The 23,018-nt window shown below is 67.6% G+C and carries 22 protein-coding genes; 9 read left to right on the top strand and 13 right to left on the bottom strand.

The features are described 5' to 3' along the window. The first annotated feature begins 49 nt into the window (after positions 1-49). Complete coding sequence (locus tag AWC14_RS13240; protein WP_052425521.1) at positions 50-1,618, top strand: DHA2 family efflux MFS transporter permease subunit; 1,569 nt, start codon at positions 50-52, stop codon at positions 1,616-1,618. Here the strand turns inward: AWC14_RS13240 and AWC14_RS13235 are convergent, their stop codons facing one another. Further along, positions 1,619-2,182, bottom strand: a complete 564-nt coding sequence (locus AWC14_RS13235) for a TetR/AcrR family transcriptional regulator (protein WP_045375716.1) — start codon at positions 2,180-2,182, stop codon at positions 1,619-1,621. A gap of 91 nt (positions 2,183-2,273) precedes the next feature. Between AWC14_RS13235 and AWC14_RS13230 the strand changes: the two genes are divergently transcribed. After that, positions 2,274-2,720 carry a DoxX family protein gene (locus tag AWC14_RS13230; protein ID WP_045375714.1) on the top strand — a complete coding sequence of 149 codons (447 nt, stop codon included), beginning with the start codon at positions 2,274-2,276 and terminating at the stop codon, positions 2,718-2,720. Here the strand turns inward: AWC14_RS13230 and AWC14_RS13225 are convergent. Then, on the bottom strand, positions 2,649-4,793 hold the full coding sequence (locus AWC14_RS13225; RefSeq protein WP_045375713.1) for a S9 family peptidase: 2,145 nt from the start codon (positions 4,791-4,793) through the stop codon (positions 2,649-2,651). The two genes, AWC14_RS13230 and AWC14_RS13225, sit on opposite strands and share 72 nt — an antisense overlap. Next, complete coding sequence (locus tag AWC14_RS13220; protein ID WP_045375711.1) at positions 4,790-5,683, bottom strand: phosphoribosylaminoimidazolesuccinocarboxamide synthase; 894 nt, start codon at positions 5,681-5,683, stop codon at positions 4,790-4,792. The genes AWC14_RS13225 and AWC14_RS13220 overlap by 4 nt, the downstream gene beginning before the upstream one ends. 99 nt (positions 5,684-5,782) lie before the next feature. On the opposite strand from AWC14_RS13220, the gene AWC14_RS13215 reads away from it, so the two are divergent. Beyond that, entirely contained in the window at positions 5,783-6,415 is a 633-nt protein-coding gene (locus tag AWC14_RS13215) for a hypothetical protein (RefSeq protein ID WP_045375709.1), read from the top strand. Positions 6,416-6,477: 62 nt separating this feature from the next. Next, positions 6,478-7,335 (top strand): DUF559 domain-containing protein, encoded by an 858-nt coding sequence (locus tag AWC14_RS13210; RefSeq protein ID WP_045375708.1) that lies wholly within the window; start codon positions 6,478-6,480, stop codon positions 7,333-7,335. A 7-nt stretch (positions 7,336-7,342) separates the two neighbouring features. On the opposite strand, the gene AWC14_RS13205 is transcribed toward AWC14_RS13210, so the two are convergent. The 3 genes from AWC14_RS13205 to purB are packed head-to-tail and all read right to left on the bottom strand — an operon-like array spanning position 7,343 to position 10,981. Then, the gene (locus tag AWC14_RS13205) at positions 7,343-8,329 is read right to left on the bottom strand and encodes a tellurite resistance/C4-dicarboxylate transporter family protein (RefSeq protein ID WP_268811694.1); all 987 of its coding nucleotides are present in this window, start codon (positions 8,327-8,329) and stop codon (positions 7,343-7,345) included. Then, positions 8,326-9,561, bottom strand: coding sequence for a cytochrome P450 (locus tag AWC14_RS13200; protein WP_045375706.1), 1,236 nt, complete (start codon positions 9,559-9,561; stop codon positions 8,326-8,328). The genes AWC14_RS13205 and AWC14_RS13200 overlap by 4 nt, the downstream gene beginning before the upstream one ends. Before the next feature lie 4 nt (positions 9,562-9,565). Beyond that, positions 9,566-10,981, bottom strand: coding sequence for an adenylosuccinate lyase (gene purB, locus AWC14_RS13195; protein WP_045375704.1), 1,416 nt, complete (start codon positions 10,979-10,981; stop codon positions 9,566-9,568). A gap of 40 nt (positions 10,982-11,021) precedes the next feature. Between purB and AWC14_RS13190 the strand changes: the two genes are divergently transcribed. Beyond that, positions 11,022-11,897, top strand: a complete 876-nt coding sequence (locus tag AWC14_RS13190) for a DUF429 domain-containing protein (protein WP_045375737.1) — start codon at positions 11,022-11,024, stop codon at positions 11,895-11,897. Here the strand turns inward: AWC14_RS13190 and AWC14_RS13185 are convergent. Together AWC14_RS13185 and AWC14_RS13180 are read right to left on the bottom strand one after the other, a co-directional pair. Next, on the bottom strand, positions 11,860-13,278 hold the full coding sequence (locus AWC14_RS13185; protein WP_045375702.1) for an APC family permease: 1,419 nt from the start codon (positions 13,276-13,278) through the stop codon (positions 11,860-11,862). The genes AWC14_RS13190 and AWC14_RS13185 overlap by 38 nt on opposite strands. 68 nt (positions 13,279-13,346) lie before the next feature. After that, on the bottom strand, positions 13,347-13,967 hold the full coding sequence (locus AWC14_RS13180) for a TetR/AcrR family transcriptional regulator (protein WP_045375700.1): 621 nt from the start codon (positions 13,965-13,967) through the stop codon (positions 13,347-13,349). 72 nt (positions 13,968-14,039) lie between these two features. On the opposite strand from AWC14_RS13180, the gene AWC14_RS13175 reads away from it, so the two are divergent. Continuing rightward, positions 14,040-14,945 carry an alpha/beta hydrolase-fold protein gene (locus tag AWC14_RS13175; protein ID WP_045375698.1) on the top strand — a complete coding sequence of 302 codons (906 nt, stop codon included), beginning with the start codon at positions 14,040-14,042 and terminating at the stop codon, positions 14,943-14,945. Between the two features lie 15 nt (positions 14,946-14,960). On the opposite strand, the gene AWC14_RS13170 is transcribed toward AWC14_RS13175, so the two are convergent. Beyond that, positions 14,961-16,136 (bottom strand): thiolase family protein, encoded by a 1,176-nt coding sequence (locus AWC14_RS13170; protein ID WP_045375696.1) that lies wholly within the window; start codon positions 16,134-16,136, stop codon positions 14,961-14,963. 71 nt (positions 16,137-16,207) lie between these two features. On the opposite strand from AWC14_RS13170, the gene AWC14_RS13165 reads away from it, so the two are divergent. Next, the gene (locus AWC14_RS13165) at positions 16,208-17,791 is read left to right on the top strand and encodes a gamma-glutamyltransferase family protein (protein WP_045375694.1); all 1,584 of its coding nucleotides are present in this window, start codon (positions 16,208-16,210) and stop codon (positions 17,789-17,791) included. Here AWC14_RS13165 and purD read toward each other — a convergent pair. Beyond that, positions 17,788-19,047 carry a phosphoribosylamine--glycine ligase gene (purD, locus tag AWC14_RS13160; protein WP_045375736.1) on the bottom strand — a complete coding sequence of 420 codons (1,260 nt, stop codon included), beginning with the start codon at positions 19,045-19,047 and terminating at the stop codon, positions 17,788-17,790. The two genes, AWC14_RS13165 and purD, sit on opposite strands and share 4 nt — an antisense overlap. A 100-nt stretch (positions 19,048-19,147) precedes the next feature. On the opposite strand from purD, the gene AWC14_RS13155 reads away from it, so the two are divergent. Then, positions 19,148-20,389, top strand: a complete 1,242-nt coding sequence (locus tag AWC14_RS13155) for a cytochrome P450 (protein ID WP_045375692.1) — start codon at positions 19,148-19,150, stop codon at positions 20,387-20,389. Next, entirely contained in the window at positions 20,389-20,982 is a 594-nt protein-coding gene (locus AWC14_RS13150; RefSeq protein ID WP_045375690.1) for a TetR/AcrR family transcriptional regulator, read from the top strand. The genes AWC14_RS13155 and AWC14_RS13150 overlap by 1 nt, the downstream gene beginning before the upstream one ends. Here the strand turns inward: AWC14_RS13150 and AWC14_RS13145 are convergent, their stop codons facing one another. From AWC14_RS13145 to AWC14_RS13135, 3 genes are read right to left on the bottom strand one after another with little or no spacing between them, the layout of a single operon-like run. Next, positions 20,983-21,399, bottom strand: coding sequence for a carboxymuconolactone decarboxylase family protein (locus tag AWC14_RS13145; protein WP_045375688.1), 417 nt, complete (start codon positions 21,397-21,399; stop codon positions 20,983-20,985). Positions 21,400-21,407: 8 nt separating this feature from the next. Beyond that, a complete protein-coding gene (locus AWC14_RS13140) occupies positions 21,408-22,259 on the bottom strand; it encodes an NAD(P)-dependent oxidoreductase (protein WP_045375687.1) in 852 nt (283 codons plus the stop codon). Then, positions 22,256-23,005 carry an SDR family oxidoreductase gene (locus AWC14_RS13135; protein WP_045375685.1) on the bottom strand — a complete coding sequence of 250 codons (750 nt, stop codon included), beginning with the start codon at positions 23,003-23,005 and terminating at the stop codon, positions 22,256-22,258. The genes AWC14_RS13140 and AWC14_RS13135 overlap by 4 nt, the downstream gene beginning before the upstream one ends. Positions 23,006-23,018 lie beyond the last annotated feature (13 nt).

Below are 23,018 nucleotides of genomic sequence, written 5' to 3'. Positions count from 1 at the left end.
AGCGGCCGCAAAGTAGCTTGATCACCTAGCTAGTCGTACGCTGGTGGCCGTGCCGCCAACTGCCCCCAGCGTGGAACTGAGCTATCCGGACAAGCTCGATGCACGCCTGCTCCGGATCGCCGGCGTCTGCGCCCTGGCCGTGTTGATGGCGATCATGGACTCCACGGTCGTCGCCGTCGCCCAGCGCACCTTCGTCGCTGAATTCGACTCCACCCAAGCGGTCGTCGCCTGGACGATGACCGGCTACACGCTTGCATTGGCCACCGTGATCCCGCTGGCCGGCTGGGCCGCCGACCGGTTCGGCACCAAGCGGTTGTTCATGGCGTCGGTGCTGGCCTTCACAGCGGGCTCGGTGTTATGCGCGACGGCGCCAAACATCAGCCTGCTCATCGCGTTTCGAGTGTTGCAGGGCGTCGGTGGCGGCATGCTGATGCCGCTGGCCGTCACGATCTTGACGCGCGAAGCGGGTCCGAAGCGGATCGGGCGGCTGATGGCAGTGCTGGGCATCCCGATGCTGCTCGGCCCGATTGCCGGACCGGTCCTGGGCGGCTGGCTGATCGACACCTACGGCTGGGAGTGGATCTTCGGCATCAACCTGCCGATCGGGGTGGCGGCGTTTCTCTTGGCGGCGGTCGTCTTCCCGCCGGATCGCGCGACGTCATCCCAGCCGTTCGACCTCGTCGGCATGCTGCTGCTGTCGCCCGGCTTGGCGGCCCTGCTGTACGGGGTGTCGTCCATCCCGGGCCGCGGCACAGTCACCGACCGGCACGTGTGGATGCCGGCAGTCGTGGGCCTCATGCTGGTCGCCGGGTTCGTACTGCATGCGTTGTACCGGACCGACCACCCGCTGATCGACCTGCGACTGTTCAAAAACCGGGAAGTCACCGCGGCCAACTCGGCGATGCTGCTTTTCTCGGCGGCGTTTTTCGGCGCGGTGCTGCTCATCCCGAGCTGCTTTCAGCAGTTGCTGCACCAGACGCCGCTGCAATCCGGAGTACACATGATGCCCGAGCGGGTCGGCGCACTGCTGACCATGCCGCTGGCCGGATGGCTGCTGGACAGGCGCGGCCCCGACAAGATCGTTCTGGCGGGCATCACACTGATCTGCGCCGGCATGGCGACCTTCGCCTATGGTGTTTCGACGCAGGTCAACTACCTGCCACTCTTGCTGGCCGGGCTGGTGTTGATGGGCATGGGCCTCGGCTGCATTGCGATGCCGCTGATCGCGGCGTCCGTGCAGTCGTTGTCACCGCATCAGGTCGCGCGCGGCTCGGCGCTGATCCACGTCAATCTCCAAGTGGCGAACTCGATCAGCATCGCGCTGATGTCGGTGATCCTGACCGGCCAGTTCAACCGCAGCAAAGACATTTCCGCCGCTGACAAGTTCGCGATCCTCAAACAGGAAGCGGCGCGCAACGGCGTGACGCCCAATCCCGCGGCAATCCCTCGTCGTGCCCTTGCACCCGATTTCATGAGCAACGTGCTGCACGACTTGTCACACGCCTACACCGCAGTTTTCGTGGCGGCGCTCGTTTTGTTGGCGTTGACCTACATTCCCGCCGCGTTTCTGCCCAGGAAACCGGTTGCCGCACAGCAGCTGCCAACGCTGGCGCACTGATCAGCCGTCGAACAGCATCCGCGCTATGCGCTCGACGGTCTGCATCGGATCGGTCGCCTTCACCCGGGCGTTGACGGCGTCGTTGAGCCACAGTGTGGAGAACCCGTGCACCAGTGACCACGCCGCCAGCTCCGCGCCGGCCGGGTCGGCGGCAGCGTGCGGGTCACTCAAAGTCGCTACGCCACGGGTCAATTCGGCGGCGGCGGCGGCCTCCGCGGCGGCCAGTTCGGTATCCGAAGTGTCGAGCAGCGACTTGTTGAACATCACTTCGTAGTGGCCGGGATGCTCGATGGCGAACCGCACGTAGGCCAACGCCGCGTCGATGAACCGCGGCCCGGCGTCGGCCAGGACGGAGGCCAGCAGCCGGAACCCTTCGGCGGCCAGGGCCGTGAACAGTCCCCGCCGGTCGGTGAAGTGGTGTGCGGGCGCGGCATGTGACACCCCCGCACCGCGGGCCAATTCGCGCAGCGAGATCCGGTCGGCGCCCCGCGCGGCCGCCAACCGCGCCGCCTCGGCCAGGATCACGGCGCGCAGGTCGCCGTGGTGGTAGCTCGGACGGGCCATGCCAGTAGCTTACGCAGCAATCTTGACAGTGGCTAGTTCATCGGCTTAAGCTGTGATGCAACTTGTCAGTGTCTAGATGGGAGGCCGGGCCATGGCTCCGCTGATCACTCTGCTGGTGGGCAGCATCATTGCCCGCATCGTCGGCTGGCTCGGTGTCGACTACGTCGGCAACTGGCCGAAAGCCATTGCCGTCGGGCTGGCGGCGATGTTCATTCTCACCGGCGTGGCGCATTTCGTGCCGCCGCTGCGCCGCGACCTGGTCGCGATCGTGCCGCCGCGGCTGCCGTCGCCCGAACTTCTGGTCACCGTCACCGGTGTGCTGGAATTCCTCGGCGCCGCCGGCCTATTGCTGCCGCCCACCCGGCCGGCGGCCGCCATTTGCCTGCTGCTGCTGATGCTGTTGATGTTCCCGGCCAACGTGAACGCGGCCCGGATGCCCAACCCGCCGAAGTCGATGACGACGCGACTACCCTTGCGCACCGCTGAGGAGATCGTCTACCTGGCCGCTGCCATAGTGGTCATTGTCAGCAGCCGCTAGCAGCCACGCGTACTGATAGGCAATCTCTTTCCAGCGCTCGTAGCGACCGCTGATCCCGCCGTGGCCGGCGCTCATCTGGGTCTTCAAGAGCACCTGATTCCCGCCGGGTTTGGTGTGCCGCAGTGCCGCAACCCATTTCGCCGGCTCGACATAGTAGACCCTGGTGTCGTTGAGCGACGTCATCGCGAAGATCGGTGGGTAATCCCTGGCGGCGACGTTCTCGTACGGCGAGTAGGACTTCATGTAGTAGTACACATCCTTGTCCTGCAAGGGGTTTCCCCACTCGTCCCACTCGGTGACGGTCAACGGCAGCGACGGGTCCAAGATAGTCGTCAGTGGGTCGACGAAGGGCACTTGCGCCCAGATGCCGGCGAACAGTTCCGGAGCCAGGTTGGCGACGGTGCCCATCAGCAGCCCGCCCGCGCTGCCACCCAGCGCCACCAGCTTCTCGGGCCGGGTCAGCCCGCAGTCCACCAAATGCCGCGCTACCGCGACGAAGTCGGTGAAGGTGTTCTTCTTGTTCAGCAGCTTGCCCTGCTCGTACCACAGCCGGCCCATCTCGCCGCCGCCGCGGACATGGGCGATGGCGAATACCATGCCGCGGTCCAGCAGCGACAAGCGGGCGATGGAGAAGCGAGGGTCTTCACAGATCTCGTAGGCACCGTAGCCGTAAAGCGCTGTCGGCGCGGGGAATTCGATGCCGTCGCGGTAGACGATCGATATCGGGATCCGGGTGCCGTCTTCGGCATACGCCCAGTCGCGCCGCTCGACATAGTCCTCGCGGCGGTAGTCACCGAGCACCGGCTCTTCGCGCAGCAAGGTGCGCTCGCCGCTGGCGAGGTCCACGTCGTAGATCTGTACCGGGGTGACGAACGACCCGGCGCCGATCCGCAGTTTGGGTGAGTTCCAGGTTGGGTTGGCGCCCAATCCGGTCGACATCAGTTCGGATTGGAACGAGATCTCCTCGGGCTCACCGTAGTTGCCGTCGTCGGCGATCGGCCAGAGCTGGACCCTCGGCAGGGCCTCGCGTCGGTAGCTGACCACCAGATCACGCTGGAAGGCGTCGACGGCGTCGAGCCGGACGTCGTCGCGGTGCTCGATCAGCGTGCGCTGCGCGGTCGGGTCGGCGACCGGGGTCTCGACGAGGGCGAAGTTCACCGCGTTGTCGTTGTGCAGGATCAAAAACCTGTCCTGGCCGCCGACGATCGCGTGCTCCACCGAGTACTCGACGCCATCGCGACGCGGCCACACCACGGTGAACTCGGCCTGCGGATCGGCGGCGTCGGCGTAGCGCACCTCGGAGGTGATCGCGGATCCGGACGCGATCAGCACGTACGCGTCGCTGCGGGTGCGGCCCACCGCGAGCCAGAACCGTTCGTCGGGCTCGTGATACACCTTCTCGGCGGGCAACCCCGCGCCCAGCCGGTGCCGCCATACCGTGTCGGGACGCCAGGCCGCGTCCAGCGTCACGTAGTACACCGTGCGGTTGTCGGTCGCCCAGGTTGCTCCCGCGCCGATGCCGACGATCTCGTCGGGGTACCGCTCGCCGGTCCGTAAGTCCTTGAACCGCAAGGTGTATCGCTCGTCTCCGACGACGTCGACCGAATACGCCAGGACGGTGCCGTCGGGACTGACGCTGGCCGCGCCCAGTGAGAAGAAGTCGTGGCCCTCGGCTTCGACGTTTTCGTCGAGTAGCACCTGCTCGCCCGGGATCTCGGTGTGCTCGTCCAATGTGGGCGGGGACCAGTCGTCCGGGTCGGCTACGGGGCAACGGCATTGGACGCCGTACTGCTTTCCTTCGAAGCTGCGCGCGTAGTACCACCAGTCGCCTCGCCGGGTGGGCACCGACAGGTCGGTTTCCTTGGTGCGCGCCTTGATCTCGTCGAAAATGCGCTGCCGCAACGGCTCTAGTTGCGCAGTGCTCTGCTCGGCATAGTCGTTCTCGGCTTCGAGGTAGGCGATCACCTCGGGGTCAGACTTGTCGCGCAGCCATTCGTAGGGGTCCATGAACACGTCGCCGTGGAATTCGCGCCGACTGTCGACCCGTTTGGCGACGGGCGGCGTGGGCGTCACGCCCCGGGTCCGATCCAGTCGTCGAACCGCAGTCCGGAAATCCGTTCGTAGGCCTCGATGTAGCGCGCCCGGGTGGCGTCGATGATGTCGTCGGGCAGCGGTGGCGGCGGTTCCGGTCCGGAACGGTCCCAGCCGGACTCGGGGCTGGTGAGCCAGTTGCGGACGAACTGCTTGTCGAAGCTGGTCTGCACCACGCCCGCCCGGTAGCCGTCGGCGGGCCAGTACCGCGACGAGTCCGGTGTGAAGACCTCGTCGGCCAGCACCAGATTGCCGTGATTGTCCAGGCCGAACTCGAATTTGGTGTCGGCGATGATGATTCCCTTCCTCAGCGCGTGGTCGGCAGCCTGTACGTAGGTCTGCAGCGTGCGGTCGCGCAGCTGGTTGGCCCGCACCGCGCCCACCATTTCGATCACCCGGGCGAACGGAATGTTCTCGTCGTGTTGGCCCAGTTCGGCTTTCGTCGCCGGGGTGAACAGCGGCGTGGGGAACCGGCTGGCCTCGACCAGGCCGGGCGGCAACGGGATGCCGCACAGTTTGCCGGTCTGCTGGTAGTCCAACAGCCCGGAGCCGGTCAGGTAGCCCCGTGCGACGCACTCGACCGGAAGCATCTCGAGCTGCCGCACCACCAGCGCGCGGCCCAGAACCTCGTCGGGGATCCGCGGGTCGTCGGGCGGGCCGGCCAAGTGGTTGGGGGCCTCGACGAAGTCGAAGAAGAACACACTCATTGCGGTCAGGATGCGGCCTTTGTCCGGAATCGTGCTGTCGAGCACATAGTCGAATGCCGAAATCCGGTCCGTCGCGACGAAGAGCAGGTGCTCGTCGTCGACGCGGTACAACTCGCGGACCTTGCCGCTGGCCAGGTGCTGGTAGTCGGACAGCGCGGGACGCATCGGGTCAGCTTAATGGCGATCACAAGCGCGGCGGAGCCGGTCGCAGAGGGTCGCCGTCATCAGACCCGGCCGGCGCGACACTGTGCTGGGATCGGGGCTATGAAGTCGCGCTTCGTGCCCTACGCCACTACTCCGGGCCGGCTGCTGGCCCAACTGTTCAGCGACGCCGTCGTCGCGGCATGGACCTTCGGCTGGGTGCTCGTCGGCCTGGCCGTGCACAGCGCGGTGGCGACGATCGCCGAGGTCGGCCGGCAGGTCGAAGGCGGCGCCCACGGCGTGGCCGGCAACCTGGCGTCGGCGGGTCACAGTGCCGATCGCATCCCGCTCGTGGGCGACGCGGTCAGCAAGCCGCTGACCGCGGCCAGCAAGGCCGCTCTCGACATCGCCGGCGCCGGGCACAACCTGGACACCACGGCGACCTGGCTGGCGGTGGTGCTGGCCGGGGCGGTTGCGGCGCCGCCGATTCTCGCGGTGGTGATGCCGTGGCTGGTGCTGCGGGTGCGGTTCTTCCGCCGCAAATGGACGGTGACGACGCTGGCGGCCACCCCGGCAGGCGAACAGCTGCTGGCGTTGCGGGCGTTGGCGAATCGGCCGCTGCGCCGGCTCTCGGCGGTCAGCGCCGACCCCGTCGGCGCCTGGCGCCGCGAGGATCCCGCCGCCATCCGCGGGCTGGCCGCCCTCGAGCTGCGCTCGGCGGGGATTCGGCGATTTCGGCGCGATTCTGTGCGCTGAGCGACGATTACCGCGCCGAAACATCCGGGGAACGCCAACAGCGCGAACCGCGTCCACCCGATATGGACGATTATTTGCGACGCCAGGATGGTGTAATCACGCGGTCGCAGGCGATCGGCTGCGGGCTCAGCGACTCTGGCATCGGTCGGCGGCTGAGGTCCGGTCATTGGCGGCGGTGCGGTCCAGGGGTGTACTTCGTCGATGACCGACCCTTTACCACCGCCGCGCGGATTCGGGCAGGGGTGTGGAGTTATGGCCCGAATGCCGCTGCAAGTGGGCTATCCGCCGCGTGGTGGCACGAGCTGGTCAACTTCGCCCCCGAGACCGTCGAGGTGACTGTGCCGCGAAACTCGCATGGTCGTGCTCGTCGCGGTACCCGGGTCAGACGACGGGACTTGGGATCTGTGGACGTCGTGGTGCGCAAGCAATTGCGAGTGACCGCGCTAGGGCTCACCGTTGTCGAAGCAGCGGCCAGGCGCGGCGGCGGCCCTGCCGTGATGGACTTTGCCCTTCAGCGCTGCGCCGAGTTGCCGCAGCTGTGGAGTGCACACCTGCGCAACAAAGGACGACATGGCTCGCCGGCGGCTCGACGGATGCTGGAGGCAGCCAGCGACGGTGCGCGCTCGCATGCGGAGCGGCTACTGGTGCAGCTGCTCCGTGATTCAGGTATCGCGGGATGGGTCGCCAATTATCCGATCGGCGGCTATCGAGTGGACGTCGCATTTCCCACAGCAAAAGTCGCGATTGAAGTCGACGGCTGGGCATTTCACAGCAGCCAGGTCGACTTTCAAAACGATCGGGAGCGCCAGAACAACATCGCCCTCAGCGGCTGGCACGTACTGCGTTTCACGTGGCTGGACCTCGTCGAGTATCCGCAGCGCGTCCTCGCCCAGATCCGCTCGGCGATTTCGGCGCGATAATCGTCGCTCAGCGCAAGAAATCGCGCCGAAATCCGGTGGCGACCACCACAATCACCCACGCCGCCAAGGCATTCCAGAAGAACACCAGCGAGATCGTGCGCATGGACCGCACACCGAGCTCGAATGCCATCGCGTGGGTGGCCACCGAGTACATGCCCAGCGGGAACACCAGCGTCCACCACGCCCCGGTCAGCTGCAGCACGTCGGGGCGCCGGGTGATTCGGTGTAGCCCGAAGTAGATCAGCGGCGGTATCCACAGCGTGGCCGCCACCCAGGTCACTATCGTCACGGTCCGCACCGTTCCTGCCAGCCAGCCGGGCGCCACCTGATGGACGTCGTCGCCGGCCAGCGTGGCAATGGCCAACGCGCCCATCAGAATCCAGGTGTCGGGTTCGAACCCGTCGCGGTCCTGGCGCTCGGCGACCGCCCGCCACACGATCAGCCAGGTCATCAGACCGTAGAGCACGATCGCCACGATCCAGATCGGCACCGCCACCGCGAGCCACCAGTGGTGACCGGTGTACCGCGCATCCTGGCTGCTGACGATCGCCAACCCGGACGTGCCCACGCTGGCCAGCTCCCATGCGCCGTGGGCTTGATCGCGGAGCGCCGTCCACCGTCGCCTCGACATATTGCGTGCGGTCAGCGCGGTCAAGACCAGCCACGCCGACAGCGCTGTCACGCCGAGCACCCAGGCCACCACCAGGTCCGACGCCAGCCGGCTGTCCAGCACCGCGCACGCCGCCACGAACGTGAAGAGGCGCAGCGTGACGTCGGGATCGCTCAGGTTCCAGGTCACCAGGCGGCGTTTGGCTGCGACGCTGAAGATTACGAGCGCGACGAGAACCAGCAGGCTAACCGACGCGAGGATGCCCAGCGCGCCGCTGATCCGCCCGTAGTGGTGGTTGCGTGCGGCGATCGACACGATCCCGGTCGCCATCACCGCCGAGAACACGTCCGGCGTCACCGTGATCGCGCCCAGCCCCGCCCTCACCGGCCACCGAGCAGTTCCACGACCAGATGCCGGATACCGGTGTGCCGGTTGCTGCGAGTCCATTCCACGGGCTGCACAACGCGCACAGCGCCAAACCGGGACAGCAGTTCCTCGAACAGCACCCGCAGTTCCAGCCGGGCCAGGTTGGCGCCCAGACAGTAGTGCACTCCCTGTCCGAACCCCAAGTGCGGGTTGGGTTTTCGGGTGATGTCGAACTGGTCGGCGCGGTCGAACACTGTCTCGTCGCGGTTGGCCGAGCCCTCCCAGATCTGCACCTTCTGCCCCGCCCGGATCGACTGACCGCCCAGTGTGACGTCGCGGGTGGCGGTGCGCCGCTTCGACGGCGACGGCGACGTCCACCGAACGATCTCCTCGACGGCGCTCGGCAGCAGGTCGAGATCCTCACGCAGCGCCTGCAATTGATCCGGATGCTGGGCCAGGGCAAGCAGCCCCCCGGCGACCGCGTTGCGCGTCGTCTCCGCACCGGCGCTGAACAGCAGGCTAAAGAACAGGTACAGCTCGAGGTCCGACAGCGCCGGCGCGTCGGCGTCGTCAAGCCCCGCGTTGGCGACCACCGACAACATGTCGTCGCTCGGCTGGGCGCGCTTGGACGCGATCAACTCCTGGCCGTAGGCATACATTCGCGAGCCGGCCTCCTCGACCGACAGCTGCGACAGGGACGCCTTGCGGGACCCGCCGAAGTCGAACTGCGGCTCGATGGCCTCGAACAGCCAATGTCGTTCGGACTCCGGCACTCCCAGCAGAATGCAGATCATCTGCATGGGCAGCTCGGCGGCGATGTCGACCAGAAAGTCGACCGGTTCGCCGGGCACCACCGCATCCAGTAGCCGGCGCGCCCGGGCCCGAAGGTCGTCCTCGACCAGACGGATCATCCGCGGCGTCAGCCCGGAGCTGACGAGCCGCCGGATCTGCGAATGCCGCGGGTCGTCCATCATGTTGAGCACCTGGCCGGCGATGGACAGGTCCTGCAGCAACGTGCCCCCGTACGGCCGCTGGCCGCCGGTGACCGACGAGTACGTCGTCGGGTCACGAAGCACTGCAAGGGTTTCGGCATAGGTGGCCACCGACCAGAATCCTTCGCCGTCGGGGGTGTGCTCGGTGGGCTCGTGCCAGAACACCGGCGCTTCGCGGCGATGGATCGCGAACAGGTGGTGCGGGAATCCGTCGGCGAAGTTGTCCAGATCGGTGAGATCGAAGTCGCAGACGGTCATGGCATTACAGGATGGCACCCGGGGTGTACTTGGCCGCGTCCGGATAACGGGCGACCAAAGCGTCCACCGCCGCGGCCATCGCGTCGACCTGATCGCCCGCGGCACCGGTGAACGCTTGCTTGTCGGCCAGCGCGGCGTCCAGCGCGGCCCGGTCCAGCGGTAGTCGCGGGTCGGCGGCCAGCCGGTCCAGCAGGTCGGGGTCGGCGCCTTCCCGCATGGCCAATGCCGTAGCGACAGCGTGCTCGCGGATCACCTCGTGGGCGGCTTCCCGGCCCATCCCGGCGCGCACCGCGGCCATCAATACCTTGGTCGTCGCCAAGAACGGCAGGTAGCGGTCCAGCTCGCGCTGGATCACCGCTGGGTAGGCGCCGAACTCGTCGAGCACGGTGAGCAGCGTCTCGGTCTGACCGTCGACGGCAAAGAAGCTGTCCGGCAACGCGACTCGGCGCACCACCGAACAGAACACGTCGCCCTCGTTCCACTGCGCGCCGGCCAGTTCGGCGGCCATCGAGGCGTAGCCACGCAGCACCACCTGCAGGCCGTTGATCCGCTCGCAGCTGCGGGTGTTCATCTTGTGCGGCATCGCCGACGAGCCGACCTGCCCGGGCGCGAACCCCTCGGTGACCAGGTCGTGGCCGGCCATTAGTCGGATGGTGTGCGCCAGCGACGACGGGCCCGCGCCGAACTGCACCAGCGCCGAGACCACGTCGTGGTCCAGCGACCGCGGGTACACCTGCCCGACACTGGTCAAAACTGTTGAGAATCCCAAGAATTCGGCGACGAGCCGTTCCAGTTCGGCCAGCTTGGCCTTGTCGCCGCCGAGCAGGTCGAGCATGTCCTGCGCGGTCCCCATCGGGCCCTTGATGCCCCGCAACGGGTAGCGGTCGATCAGCTCGCGCAGCCGAGTCAGTGCGATCAGCGTCTCCTGCGCCGCCGAGGCGAACCGCTTGCCCAACGTGGTGGCCTGGGCGGCGACGTTGTGGCTGCGCCCGGCCATCACCAGATCCCGGTAGGTCACCGCCCGCTCGGCCAGCCGGGCCGCCACCGCGACGCCGTGGGAGAACACCAGCTCCAGCGACCGGCGGATCTGCAGCTGCTCGACGTTCTCGGTCAGGTCGCGGCTGGTCATGCCCTTGTGCACATGTTCGTGGCCGGCCAGCGCGTTGAATTCCTCGATGCGCGCCTTCACGTCGTGGCGCAGCACCCGCTCGCGGGCCGCGATCGAGCCCAGGTCGACGTCGTCGAGCACCTGCTCGTAGTCGGCGATCACCGAAGACGGCACGTCGACGCCGAGCTGCGCCTGGGCCCGCAGCACCGCCAGCCACAGCCGCCGCTCGGCGACCACCTTGGCCTCCGGTGACCAGATCGCCACCATCTCGGGGCTGGCGTAGCGGCCGGCCAGCACATTCGGGATGCTCACAACGTCACAGCTTACGGTCGGGATGCGGCAAGCTGAACAGATGCACTTTGTTGGCGTCGACCTTGCCTGGGGAGAAATCAACCAGAGCGGCATCGCCGTCGTCGACGCCGACGGGCGGCTGCTGCACATCGGCACCGCGCAGGACGACGCCGGCATCGAGGAGGCGGTCGCGCCGTATGTCGGCGACGACTGCGTGGTGGCCATCGACGCACCGCTGATCGTCAAGAATCCGACCGGGTACCGACCGTGCGAGGCGGCGCTCAATCGCGACTTCGGACGCTTCGAGGCCGGAGCGCGTCCCGCGTTCACCGAACGGCCCGAATTCAAGGACCCGCGTGGCGCCCGCATCGCCACCGCGCTCGGTCTCGACATGAACCCTGCATCGACCGCGACCCGGCGGGCGATCGAGGTGTACCCCCACCCGGCGACCATTGCGTTGTTCGGTTTGCCGAAAACCCTGAAATACAAGCGGGGTGCATTCGGGGATCGGCAGCGGGCGCTGCTACAGCTGATGACGCTGATCGAAGAGCTCGACACCGCGACACCGCGGCTGCGGGTCAACCGCAACGTGTCCTGGGTGGAGCTGCGAAAGCGCGTCGCCGCCGCGACCCGGCCCGGCCAGCTCGACCACGACGAAGATCCCGTCGACGCCGTGCTGTGCGCGTACGTCGCGCTGTATTGGCATCACCGACCCGACGACGTGACCGTCTACGGCGACCACCTGACGGGCTACATACTGACCCCGTCGCTTCCCCCCGATCGGTCCGCGCCGCACGAGCCCGCCCGCGACCCCGGCGAAATACAGCAGCGGCTCGACCGCCTCGCCGCGCTACTCGAGGAGGCCGCGCTGGAGGTGGCTGCGCTGCGCGAGCTGGCCGTCAACCCGGAGCGTCGCCCAAGTGCGCGGCGTCGGTGATGCCGCCGGCGCGCTCGCCGAGGCGGCGCTTGAGCACGAGCGTGAGCAGCGACAGCACCACTCCGCTGGCGACCAAGATGGCGGCCAGCAGATATTGCTGACCCGGCCGACCCGATAACGGCGTCACCAGATACAGCGAGGCCACACACCCGATGACCGGCAGCGGAGTCGGCGTCCTGAAGTGGCGGCGACCGGCCCGCACGTCGCGGCGCAGCACCAGCACGGCGACGTTGACCATCGTGAAAACCGCCAGCAACAGCAGCGACGTCGTCCCGCCGAGCACCTCGATGGCGTCGGTGTTGGCGAACGCGGTGACATAGAGGATCACCGCGAACGCGATCGCCGTGGTGAACAGGATCGCCACCCACGGCGCCCGCCGGGCCCGGCTGACCGCCCCAAGCACCGGCGGCAACACCCGCTGACGAGACATCCCGTAGATCAATCGGCTAGCCATCAGCATGCTGATCAGCGCGGTGTTGGACACCGCCACCATCGAGATGAACGGCAGCACATCCTTGATCGGCAAGCCCGGCGCCCCGAGCCTGACGACGTCGATCAGCGGCGTGTCGCTGGCCTTCAGCGCACCGATCGGCACCAACGCCACCGACACGATCGCCACGACGATGTAGACCGCTGCCGCGATGCTCAACCCGGCCAGCAGCACCCTCGGGAAAACCCGGACCGGGTTCTTGGTCTCCTCGGCCATGTTGACCGAATCCTCGAAACCGGTCATCGCGAAGAACGCCAGCGATGTCGCGGTGGTCAGCGCCACGAAAATGCTTTTGTTGCCGCCGGTGTCGAACGCCATCACCCTCGAGTAGTCGACGTGCTGACTGCCGAAGGCCCACAACCCCGCGAAGATCACCATGCACAACCCGGTGATCTCGATGGCGGACAGCACGACGTTGAGTCTGACGCTCTCGCCGACCCCACGCAGGTTCACCGCGGCCAGCACCGCCATGAACAGCAGCGCGATCGCGGTGACCCCCACGGTGCCCCAGCCGAAATGGAATGCCACGACGAAGTTGGCCGCGAAGAACCGCGACGCCGTCGACGCCGACGTGATGGCCGCGCACATCACGACGAAGGCGACCAGGAACGTGACGAACTGGTTGCCGAACGCCTTTTGCGCATACAGCGCCGCTCCGGCCGCCTGCGGGTATTTGGTCACCAGCTCCAGGTAGCTCAACGCGGTCACTGCGGCGATCAGAAACGCCAGCAGGAACGCGACCCACGCCGCTCCCCCGACTTCGGCGGCCACGTCGCCGATCAGCGCGTACACGCCGGTGCCCAAGATGTCGCCGAGGATGAACAACAGCAGCAAGCCCGGGCCCAGCACCCGGCGCAGCCGAGGCTGCTCGGCGACGGCCCCCGACTCCATCGCGCCTCCCGGAACTCCGGCCTCCCCCGGCGTTGTCACAGTGCCCGCCAACGAGACCGGCCGTGGGCTCAAATCTGTACGGGCCGCTGGTCGAACGGCGCCAGCACGTCGATGATGTCGATCACCGTGGCCCGCGCGACATCCCGCGCATTCTGCTGGTCGTCGACCAGCGCCGAGACTACCGCGCCGTCGACCGCGCAAATCAGCGCCGACACCAGCTCGAGCCGCACCGAGCGTCCCGACCGCTCGATCGCCTCGGCGACGGCGTCGACGCGCTGGCGCAGGTTTCGGCGCTGGATGTCGCGTAACGCGGGCAGCCGGGCGCAGGCGATATAGCGCTCATAGCGCGAAATCAGCTGCTCGGTCAGGCGAGGGCCGGACTCGTCGCCGACGAGCAGGTCGACGAGCACGTCGGCGGTTGTCTCCGGGCCGCGGCGGCGCCGCGACAGCCCTGCGACCCGGGCCCGCAGCTGAGCCACTTCCAGCATCCCGACATGCGATACGGCGCTGGCGATCAGGTCGTCCAGACACGAGAAGTAGTAGGTGGTTGACGCCAGCGGCAGGCCCGCCCGGCGCGCGACCGCCCGGTGCCGCACTGCTTCGAACCCGCCTTCGCACAACAGCTCAGCAGCCGCGCTGACCAGCGCGTACCGCCGACGTTCTCCCTTGGGAGTGACAGCTGCTGTCACGCATAGTCATGCTGCCAGTCGGGCAGGGGCCGCATTGCCCTTTCGGACAAACGCCCACAGGACCACCGCTTTATGATGAGCCGCATGCAAAATTTGAGCCGTCGCGCTGTCCTGCGCCTTGGCGCCGGCGCGGCGGCGGGAGCGCTCGGCGCCTACGCGCTGGACAGCCTGCTTCCCGTCAAGCCCTCCGCGTCGACGCCGGTGACGATGACCGCCACCGGGGTTCCACTTGTTCCGCCGCCTCCGCTGGAGCCGGCTGCGGCTGCGGCGCCGACGATGTCGACCGGTTCGTTTGTGTCGGCGGCGCGCGGCGGCGTCACGACCAACTGGGCGATCGCCCGGCCACCCGGCCAGACCAAGGCACTGCGTCCGGTGATCGCCCTGCACGGCAAGGGCTCTGACGCGTCCACTGTGATGGCCGGCGGTGTCGAGCAGGGCCTGGCCCAGGCCGTCAACGCCGGATTGCCGCCGTTCGCGGTGGTCGCCGTCGACGGCGGCGGAAGTTATTGGCACAAAAGAGCTTCCGGTGAGGACTCGGGAGCGATGGTGCTGGGCGAGCTCATCCCGATGCTGGACACACAAGGACTCGACACGTCGCGGGTGGCGTTTCTGGGCTGGTCGATGGGCGGCTACGGCGCGCTGCTGCTCGGCGGGCGGCTCGGCCCGGCCCGCACCGCCGCGATCTGCGCGGTGAGCCCGGCGTTGTGGTTGTCACCCGGCGCGGCGGCGCCCGGCGCGTTCGACGGCCCCGACGACTGGTCGGCAAACTCGGTGTTCGGAATGCCTGCGCTGGCGTCCATCCCGATTCGGGTGGACTGCGGCAACAGCGACCCGTTCTACAGCGCGACGAAGCAGTTCGTCGCCCAGCTGCCCAATCCGCCGGCGGGCGGGTTTTCGCCCGGCGGGCACGACGCATCGTTCTGGAGTTCGCAGCTCCCGGCCGAACTGACCTGGATGGCGCCGCTGCTCACGGCGTAGCGAGATGCCCGGCGTCTACACCTCGACGACGACAGCGCCGCCCTGACCGCCGCCCGCACACATCGCGGCGACCCCGATCCCGCCGCCGCGACGGCCCAACTCGTGCACCAGCGTGGTCAGCATCCGCGCGCCGGTGGCCGCGATCGGGTGGCCCAGGCTGCACCCGCTGCCGTAGATGTTGACCCGATCCTCGTCGAGCCCGTACTCACGGCAGGCGGCGATCGGCACCGAGGCGAAAGCCTCGTTGATCTCCCACAACGTGACGTCGGCGGGCGACAAGCCGGCCCGCTGCAGCACCTTGCCGATCACCCGCACAGCGCCCAGGCCGGTGTCTCTCGGTTCGACGCCGACGGATGCCCAGGTCCGGACGTTGCCCAGCACGCTGAGCCCGGCGGACCGGGCGAACTCCTCGTCGGCCAGCGTGAGAGCGGCCGCGGCGTCGTTGGTGCCGCTGCTGTTGCCCGCGGTGATCGAGAATCCTTCGATTTCTGGGTGCAGCACTTTGAGCGACGCCAGCTTCTCCATGCTGGTGTCGCGACGCGGGTGCTCGTCCACGCTGAACTCCACCAATGCGCCGTCGGGAGTTTGGATTTTCAGCGGCACGATTTCGTCGGCGAACTTGCCTTCATCGATCGCTTTTATCGCACGCTGGTGCGACCGCAGCGCCCACGCGTCCATCTCCTCGCGGGTGATGCCGACCGCCTGGGCGGTGTTCCAGCCCACGGTGATCGACATGTCGCGAGTGGGGGCATCCGGGGTCTCGACGTGGGTGGGCGGCATCCAGCGTTCTTCGAACTCCAGCTTCGGCCCGGGGATGCGCCAGTTCATCAGCGGGCCCGTCGACAGCGACTGCACGCCCCCGCCGACCACGACGCGCTCGACGCCGGAGCCGATCTGCGCGGCGGCGTTGGCGACGGCGGTGAGGCTGCCGGCGCAGTGCCGGTTGACGGCCTGCCCGGGCACCGACACCATGTCCGACGCGGCCGCGGCATAGCGGGCCAGATCACCACCGCCGTAATGGGATTCGGCGAAGATCACGTCGTCGATAGCGGCGGGCTCCAGTCCGGATCGCCGTACCACCTCTTGCAGCACGGTGGTGGCCAGCACCTCCGCTGGGGTGTTGACCAGTGAACCTTTGAACGATGTCCCGATTGCGGTCCGGACGGCACTGACGATGACGGGCTTCGGCATGCGGCCAATCGTAACAATTACCGTAGCGACGACGATAAGTCGGGGTCGCCGCCAAGGCTTACGATCCGACGGTGACCGTGCCGTTCGGTTGGGACTTCCCCTACCCGTGGCCGCGAACACCCGTGCTTGCAGGCAACGTGGTGTGCACCTCGCAACCGCTGGCCGCTCAGGCCGGCCTGCGGATGCTCGCCGACGGCGGCAGCGCGGTCGACGCGGCGGTCGCCGCCGCCATCGCGTTGACCGTGGTGGAACCGGTCTCCAACGGCATTGGCTCCGACGCGTTTGCCGTCGTCTGGGACGGCCAACGGCTGCACGGCCTGAACGCCTCCGGCCGCTCGCCCGCGTCCTGGACTCCGGAGTACTTCGGCGGCAACCCCGTTCCCGCCCTTGGCTGGAATTCGGTCACCGTGCCCGGCGCGGTGTCGGGATGGGTCGAACTGCATGCCAAGTTCGGACGGCTGCCGTTTGACCGCCTCTTCGAGCCGGCAATCTCCTACGCCCGCAACGGGTTTCTCGTTTCGCCGACCATCGCGGCGCAGTGGGCCGCGCAGGTGCCGATCTTCGCCTCGCAACCCGGCTTCGCCGACGTGTTCATGCCCGGCGGCCGGGCGCCGCACGCCGGAGAGCTGGTCACGTTGCCCGACCACGCGACCACGCTGGAGAAGATCGCCGCCACCAATGGCGAGGCGTTCTATCGCGGTGAACTGGCGGCCGCACTCGAGGAGCATTCGGCGGCGTGCGGCGGCGCCATGCGTGCCGGCGATCTCGCGGACCATCGCGCCGACTGGGTCGACACCATCAGCACCGGCTACCGCGGCTACACCATCCACGAGATCCCGCCCAACGGGCAGGGCATCGTCGCCCTGATCGCTCTGGGCATCCTCGAGCAGTTCGAGTTGGCCTCGTACCCACCGGATTCGGCCGACAGCATGCATTTGCAGATCGAGGCGATCAAGCTGGCTTTCGCCGACGCGCAGGCCTATGTGGCCGACATCGATCACATGCCGGTGCGTCCCGAGCAGTTGCTCGACAAGGACTACCTGGCGCAGCGGGCAGCGCTGGTCGACCCGAAACGGGCCCGGCCCGCCTCCGCCGGAACGCCGCGCGGCGGCACGGTGTATCTCACCGCCGCCGACGCGTCAGGAGTCATGGTGTCGATGATCCAGTCCAACTACATGGGCTTCGGGTCCGGGGTGGTGGTGCCCGGCACCGGGATCGCCCTGCAGAATCGAGGCACGGAATTCGTTGTCACCAAAGGGCATCCGAACCAGGTCGGGCCCAGCAAGCGGCCGTATCACACGATCATCCCCGGCTTCATGACCAAGGACGGCGCTGCGGTGATGAGTTTCGGGGTGATGGGCGGCACCATGCAGCCGCAGAGTCATGTGCAGGTGGTGGCGCGGATCGTCGATCACGGCCAGAACCCCCAGTCAGCCTGCGACGGTCCCCGGTTCCGTTGGGTGCACGGCAACCAGGTCGCCTGCGAAATCGGTTTCCCACCGTCGACACTGGACGAGCTCCGTTCGCGCGGCCATGAACTGGTCGCCGTGGACGACTACAACCAGTTCGGCAGCTGCCAGGCGATCTGGCGGCTCGACGACGGCTACCTTGCGGTCAGCGACCCCCGCCGCGACGGCCAAGCCGCCGGGTTCTAGACGCGGATCTTGCCCTCCGCGGCGGCCAGCGCGATGTCGCTGCGAAAGTGACCGCCCGGCAAGCGAATTGAGCTGAGCGTGCGATAAGCGGCCTCGCGCGCGGCGGCCAGATCCGCGCCGGTACCCACCACCGAGAGCACGCGGCCGCCCGACGACACGATCGCGCCGTCGTCGCGCCGGGCCGTCCCGGCATGCAGCACCCCGTCGGCGTCGGCGCCGGCGACGACATCCCCCAGCCGGGGCCGACCGGGATAGTTCTCCGCCGCCAGCACCACCGTGACGGCGGCGCCGTCGCGCCATTGCAGTTCCCCGACGTCGGCCAGCCGGCCGGTGGCCGCCGCGTGCAGCAGCTGTCCCAGCGGCGATTCCAGCAGTGCCAACACCGACTGCGTCTCCGGATCGCCGAAGCGACAATTGAATTCGATGACGGACGGCCCGTTGGAGGTGATCGCCAGCCCGGCGTACAGCAGCCCGGAGAACGGGCAGCCCCGTTGAACCAGTTCGGCCGCAACGGGTTCCACGATCTGAGCGACGATGTCGCGGTAGGTGTCGGCCGGTAGCCACGGCAGCGGAGCGTAGGCCCCCATCCCCCCGGTGTTGGGGCCGGTGTCGCCGTCGCCGACACGCTTGAAGTCCTGGGCCGCCAGCAGCGGGACCACGGTCTTGCCGTCGACGACACAGAACAGCGACACCTCGGGGCCGTCGAGGTAGGACTCCAACAGCACCGGGTGCCCCGCCTCGAGGAGACCGGCGGCGTGTGAGCGCGCGACCGCCCGGTCCTGCGTCACCACCACGCCCTTACCCGCGGCCAGCCGGTCGTCTTTGACCACCCAGGCGGCTTGCCCGCTGAACCGGTCCAGCGCGGCATCCAAATGCGCTGGGTTGTCGACCATTTCGCTGGAGGCCGTGCGCACACCGGCCGCGGCCATCACGTCCTTGGCGAACGCCTTGGAGCCCTCGATGCGTGCGGCGGCCTTACTGGGCCCGAAGCAGGCGATGCCGGCGTCGCGCACGGCGTCGGCCACGCCGAGCACCAAGGGAACCTCGGGACCGATGACGACCAGATCGGCGTCGACGCGCCGCGCCAGGCCCACCACCTCGTCCACCGAGGTGATGTCCACCTGGTGCTGGTCGGCCACGGCCGCAGTGCCGGCGTTGCCCGGCGCGATGGCCAGCAGGTCGACCTGAGGGTCCTTGGCGAGCGCCACCAGCAGCGCATGTTCACGGGCACCGGAACCGATCACCAGGACGCGCACGAGGCTGAGCCTATAGCGGCCCACGGCCATACACTTGACAGCCATGTGTATGGTCTGGACACTGGGATGTGCGTCAGATCACTCAGGGAGGCGGCGACACATGACGACAATCGAGCGTGCCTGTCCGTTCGGGGCGGGCTTCGACTTCACCGACCCCGACCTGCTCAAACGCGGAATGCCGGTGGCGGAGTTCGCTCAGCTGCGCAGGACCGCCCCGGTCTGGTGGAACGCGCAGGCGCCGGGCTCCAACATCTTCGACGACGGCGGATACTGGGTGATCAGCCGCCACCGCGACATCAAGGACATCTCCCGGGACAACGACCTGTGGTCCACCAACGCCAAGGGCGCCGTGATGCGGCTGCCCGACGGGGTGACTGCCGAGCAGCTCGAGCTCACCAAGGCGCTGCTGATCAACCACGATCCGCCCGAGCACACCCGGCTGCGCAAGCTGGTCTCCCGGCTGTTCACGCCGCGCGCCGTGGCCTCCCTCGAGGAGCGGCTGGCATCGGCCGCCCGCGACATCGTGCGGGCCGCGGCCGAGAAGGACTCCGGCAACTTCGTCGACGACATCGCGATGCGGCTGCCTCTCTTGGCGATCGCCGACCTGATCGGGGTACCGGAGGCCGACCGCGAGCGGCTGTTCGCGTGGACCAACGCGATCATGAACACCGACGACCCGGACTTCGACAGTGACCCCACCACCGCCAATGCCGAATTGATGGGTTACGCCTACACCATGGCTGAAGAACGCCGGCGCTGCCCGGCCGATGACATCGTCACCAAGCTGGTGCAGGCCGACATCGACGGAGAATCGTTGGGCGAAACCGAATTCGCGTTCTTCGTCATCCTGCTGGCGGTCGCGGGCAACGAGACCACCCGCAACGCCATGACACACGGCATCAACGCGTTTTCCGACTATCCCGACCAGTGGGAGCTCTACAAGCGGGAGCGGCCGGAGACCGCGGTCGACGAAATCGTCCGCTGGGCAACGCCGGTGCACTGCTTCCAGCGGACCGCCCGCAAAGACGTCGAGGTCGGTGGCGTCACGATCCGAGAAGGCCAGCGGGCCGGCCTGTTCTACAGCTCGGCCAACTTCGACGAAGAAGTCTTCGACCGGCCGTTCGAGTTCAACATCCTGCGCGACCCGAACCCGCACCTGGGCTTCGGCGGGAACGGCGCCCACTACTGCATCGGCGCCAACCTGGCCCGCATGGAGATCAAGCTGATCTTCAACGAGATCGCCGACCAGCTGCCGAACATCACCAAAATCGCGGAACCGGAACGACTTCGGTCCGGCTGGATCAACGGCATCAAAGACCTGCAAGTCTCCTATCACGGATAGTGCGCACCCACGGCTGGGCCGGCGCAACCCCGGCATCCGACGAGGAGGCCGTCGACCGCATCCTTGCCGCGGCCGGCAAGGCCATCGACGAACGCGGCGCCGACATCAGCATCGCCGACGTGGCACGCGCGCTCGGGGTTACCCGTCAGACGGTGTACCGGTACTTCCCCAGCACCGACGCGCTTCTGGTCGCGGCTGCGACGCAGGCAGCGACCGGCTTCCTCGACCGGTTGGCTGCACACCTGTCGGGAATCATCGATCCCGTCGATGCGGTCACCGAGGGAATCGCCACCGCGCTGGAATGGCTGCCGAACGACAAACACATCGGACTGCTGCTTGCGCCCGACCGCCACAATGCGTTCACCGCGGACGTCACGTCGGACGTGGCCCTGCAGTTCGCCAACGCGATGCTGCGGCGATTCGACGTCGATTGGGCCGCAGCGGGTTTGGACGACGCCGATTTGGATGAGCTGGGTGAGCACTTGCTGCGCATCATCCAGTCGTTCGTCATCGACCCCGGCCGACCGCCGCGGGAAGGTGGGGAGCTGCGCCGCTATCTGCGTCGCTGGGTCGCGTCGGCGGTCACTCCGTAACTACTCGCCCTTGTGCATCTTCACGGCGGCGTCGACGTTGGCCTTCTTGTCCTCTCCGGCGCCCTTTTTGCGCTTTGCGACGACGGCGTCGACGGCGCCGTTAAGCGCCGACCCCAGCGGGAACCCCAGGTAGTGGGTGAGGAAGACGGCCATCTCCTTCAGTTCGGTCTCGGTGAGTTCGCCGTTGAGGAGCGCTGCGTTGATTTGGATCTCGGCGAGGTCGCGGTTTCCGATCGCCGTCACCGCGGTCAGCGTCATGATGCGCTTGTCCCGCATCGACAATCCCGGTCGGGTCCAGATGCTGCCGAACAGGTGGTCGACGGTCAGGTCGAAGTAGGCGTCGCCCTCGACGTTCGGCATCTCCCAGCCATAGACCTCGTTCATCTTCGCCAACCCTTTGCGGCGTAACTCGTCCATGGCCTCTCCTATTCGTCCGAGTGCGGCAAGCCGAGGCCGGCGGCCAGGTTGCGCCGGGCCACCTCGGCCAGCGGCAACTCCACCGAGACCGCCTTGCCCAATGCCAGCGCCAGGCTCAGATCCTTCTCGCCGAGCCCGCGGGTGTGCAGGAACGGCTGATACAGAAAGTGGTCTGGCTCAAGGGGTTTCATGTCGTCGCGCACCATGATCGCCCCCGGCCCGCCGGTGAGGGCGTCGGTGTGACGCACCACCCGGCCCAGTGCCTGCAGGTCCAGTCCTGCCGCCTCGGCCAGCTTCATCGCCTCACAGGCCGCGGCGTACGAGGTGAATGTCAACATGTTGCGGGCCAATTTCATTCGCGTCCCGGCGCCCGGCCCGCCGGCGTGGATGACCAGCGACGCCCACTGCTTGAACGCCGGCTTGATCTTTTCGTAGACATCTCGCTCGGCGCCCACCATGGTGGCCAACTCGCCCTTCTCCGCGGCACCGGCGCCACCGCTGACCGGCGCGTCGACGATGTGAATGCCCTGGGGTTTCAGCTCATCGGCGAGCTCTACGGCAGTGGTGTCACTGATGGTCGAGTGGATCGCGATGACGGTGCCCGGCTTGGCATTGCCCGCCAAGTCGGCGACGACCTCGCGCACCTGTGCGTCGTCGAGGACGGTGACGCTGATGATGTCGGCGGTCGCGACGTCGGCCACGCTGTCGGCCAGGGTGGCGCCGGCTTCGGCCAGCGGCGTCATCGCCTCGGTGCGGACATCGAAAACCGTGACCCCGCCCGGCCAGTCGACCAGCCGTTTGGCCATCGGTGCACCCATGTTGCCCAGCCCGATGTAACCGAGCTTCATCTGTTCGCTCATGACCGGATGATCTGTCCGCCGTCGACATTGAAAATCTGTCCGGTGATCCACGCTGCCTCGTCGGACAACAGGAACAGACACATGCCGACCAGATCCTCGGGAGTTCCCATCCGCGACAACGGAAGACCCTTGACAATGTCGTCGACGATCTCTTTGGGCGTGGTGGTCCGATTGGCCTCGGTGTCGATGGGGCCCGGCGCGATCGCGTTGATCCGAATGTTCTGACCGCCCAACTCACGCGAAAGTTGTTGGGTCAGACCGTTGATGCCGACCTTGGCCAGTCCGTAGAAATTCGAGTACAGCCACGCCGCGGTGGACGACTGGTTGACGATCGCGCCGCCACCGCGCTTGGCCATCTTCTTGTACACGGCGCGGGTGCACCACAGCGCGCCGTCGAGGTTGACGCTCATGAACTTCTTGTAGTACTCGGGGTCGACGGTGAGCAGGAAATCCAGCTTCATGCCGCCGAATATCGCCGCGTTGTTCACCAGGTAGTCGATGCCGCCGAACTCCGACAGCGTGCGGTCGGCCATCGCCTTGGCGGAAGCCGGGTCGGAGACGTCGACCGGCACAGCCAGCGCTGTGCCGCCGTCGGCGGTGATCTGCTTGGCCACGCCCTCGGCCGCCTCGGCGTTGATGTCGGCCACTACCACGGCTGCCCCTTCGCGAGCCAGCGCCTCGGCATACGCCTGGCCGATGCCGCCGCCGGACCCGGTGACGATGGCCACTTTGTTCTCGAATCTCATGCTCTTCCTCTCC

Origin of the sequence: Mycobacterium kyorinense, from assembly GCF_002101735.1 — a bacterium.
Lineage (GTDB): Bacteria > Actinomycetota > Actinomycetes > Mycobacteriales > Mycobacteriaceae > Mycobacterium > Mycobacterium kyorinense.
The sequence above is the reverse complement of the archived record's forward strand: the minus strand, read 5'-3'. Positions and strand labels throughout refer to the sequence as shown.

What these genes read in the sequence shown, in the direction of transcription:
- AWC14_RS13235 (WP_045375716.1), bottom strand. Translation starts at nt 2,182, where the DNA reads ATGGCCCGTCCGAGCTACCACCACGGCGACCTGCGCGCCGTGATCCTG.
- AWC14_RS13230 (WP_045375714.1), top strand. Translation starts at nt 2,274, where the DNA reads ATGGCTCCGCTGATCACTCTGCTGGTGGGCAGCATCATTGCCCGCATC.
- AWC14_RS13220 (WP_045375711.1), bottom strand. Translation starts at nt 5,683, where the DNA reads ATGCGTCCCGCGCTGTCCGACTACCAGCACCTGGCCAGCGGCAAGGTC.
- AWC14_RS13215 (WP_045375709.1), top strand. Translation starts at nt 5,783, where the DNA reads ATGAAGTCGCGCTTCGTGCCCTACGCCACTACTCCGGGCCGGCTGCTG.
- AWC14_RS13210 (WP_045375708.1), top strand. Translation starts at nt 6,478, where the DNA reads ATGGACGATTATTTGCGACGCCAGGATGGTGTAATCACGCGGTCGCAG.
- AWC14_RS13200 (WP_045375706.1), bottom strand. Translation starts at nt 9,561, where the DNA reads ATGACCGTCTGCGACTTCGATCTCACCGATCTGGACAACTTCGCCGAC.
- AWC14_RS13190 (WP_045375737.1), top strand. Translation starts at nt 11,022, where the DNA reads ATGCACTTTGTTGGCGTCGACCTTGCCTGGGGAGAAATCAACCAGAGC.
- AWC14_RS13185 (WP_045375702.1), bottom strand. Translation starts at nt 13,278, where the DNA reads ATGGAGTCGGGGGCCGTCGCCGAGCAGCCTCGGCTGCGCCGGGTGCTG.
- AWC14_RS13175 (WP_045375698.1), top strand. Translation starts at nt 14,040, where the DNA reads ATGATGAGCCGCATGCAAAATTTGAGCCGTCGCGCTGTCCTGCGCCTT.
- AWC14_RS13170 (WP_045375696.1), bottom strand. Translation starts at nt 16,136, where the DNA reads ATGCCGAAGCCCGTCATCGTCAGTGCCGTCCGGACCGCAATCGGGACA.
- AWC14_RS13155 (WP_045375692.1), top strand. Translation starts at nt 19,148, where the DNA reads ATGACGACAATCGAGCGTGCCTGTCCGTTCGGGGCGGGCTTCGACTTC.
- AWC14_RS13145 (WP_045375688.1), bottom strand. Translation starts at nt 21,399, where the DNA reads ATGGACGAGTTACGCCGCAAAGGGTTGGCGAAGATGAACGAGGTCTAT.
- AWC14_RS13140 (WP_045375687.1), bottom strand. Translation starts at nt 22,259, where the DNA reads ATGAGCGAACAGATGAAGCTCGGTTACATCGGGCTGGGCAACATGGGT.
- AWC14_RS13135 (WP_045375685.1), bottom strand. Translation starts at nt 23,005, where the DNA reads ATGAGATTCGAGAACAAAGTGGCCATCGTCACCGGGTCCGGCGGCGGC.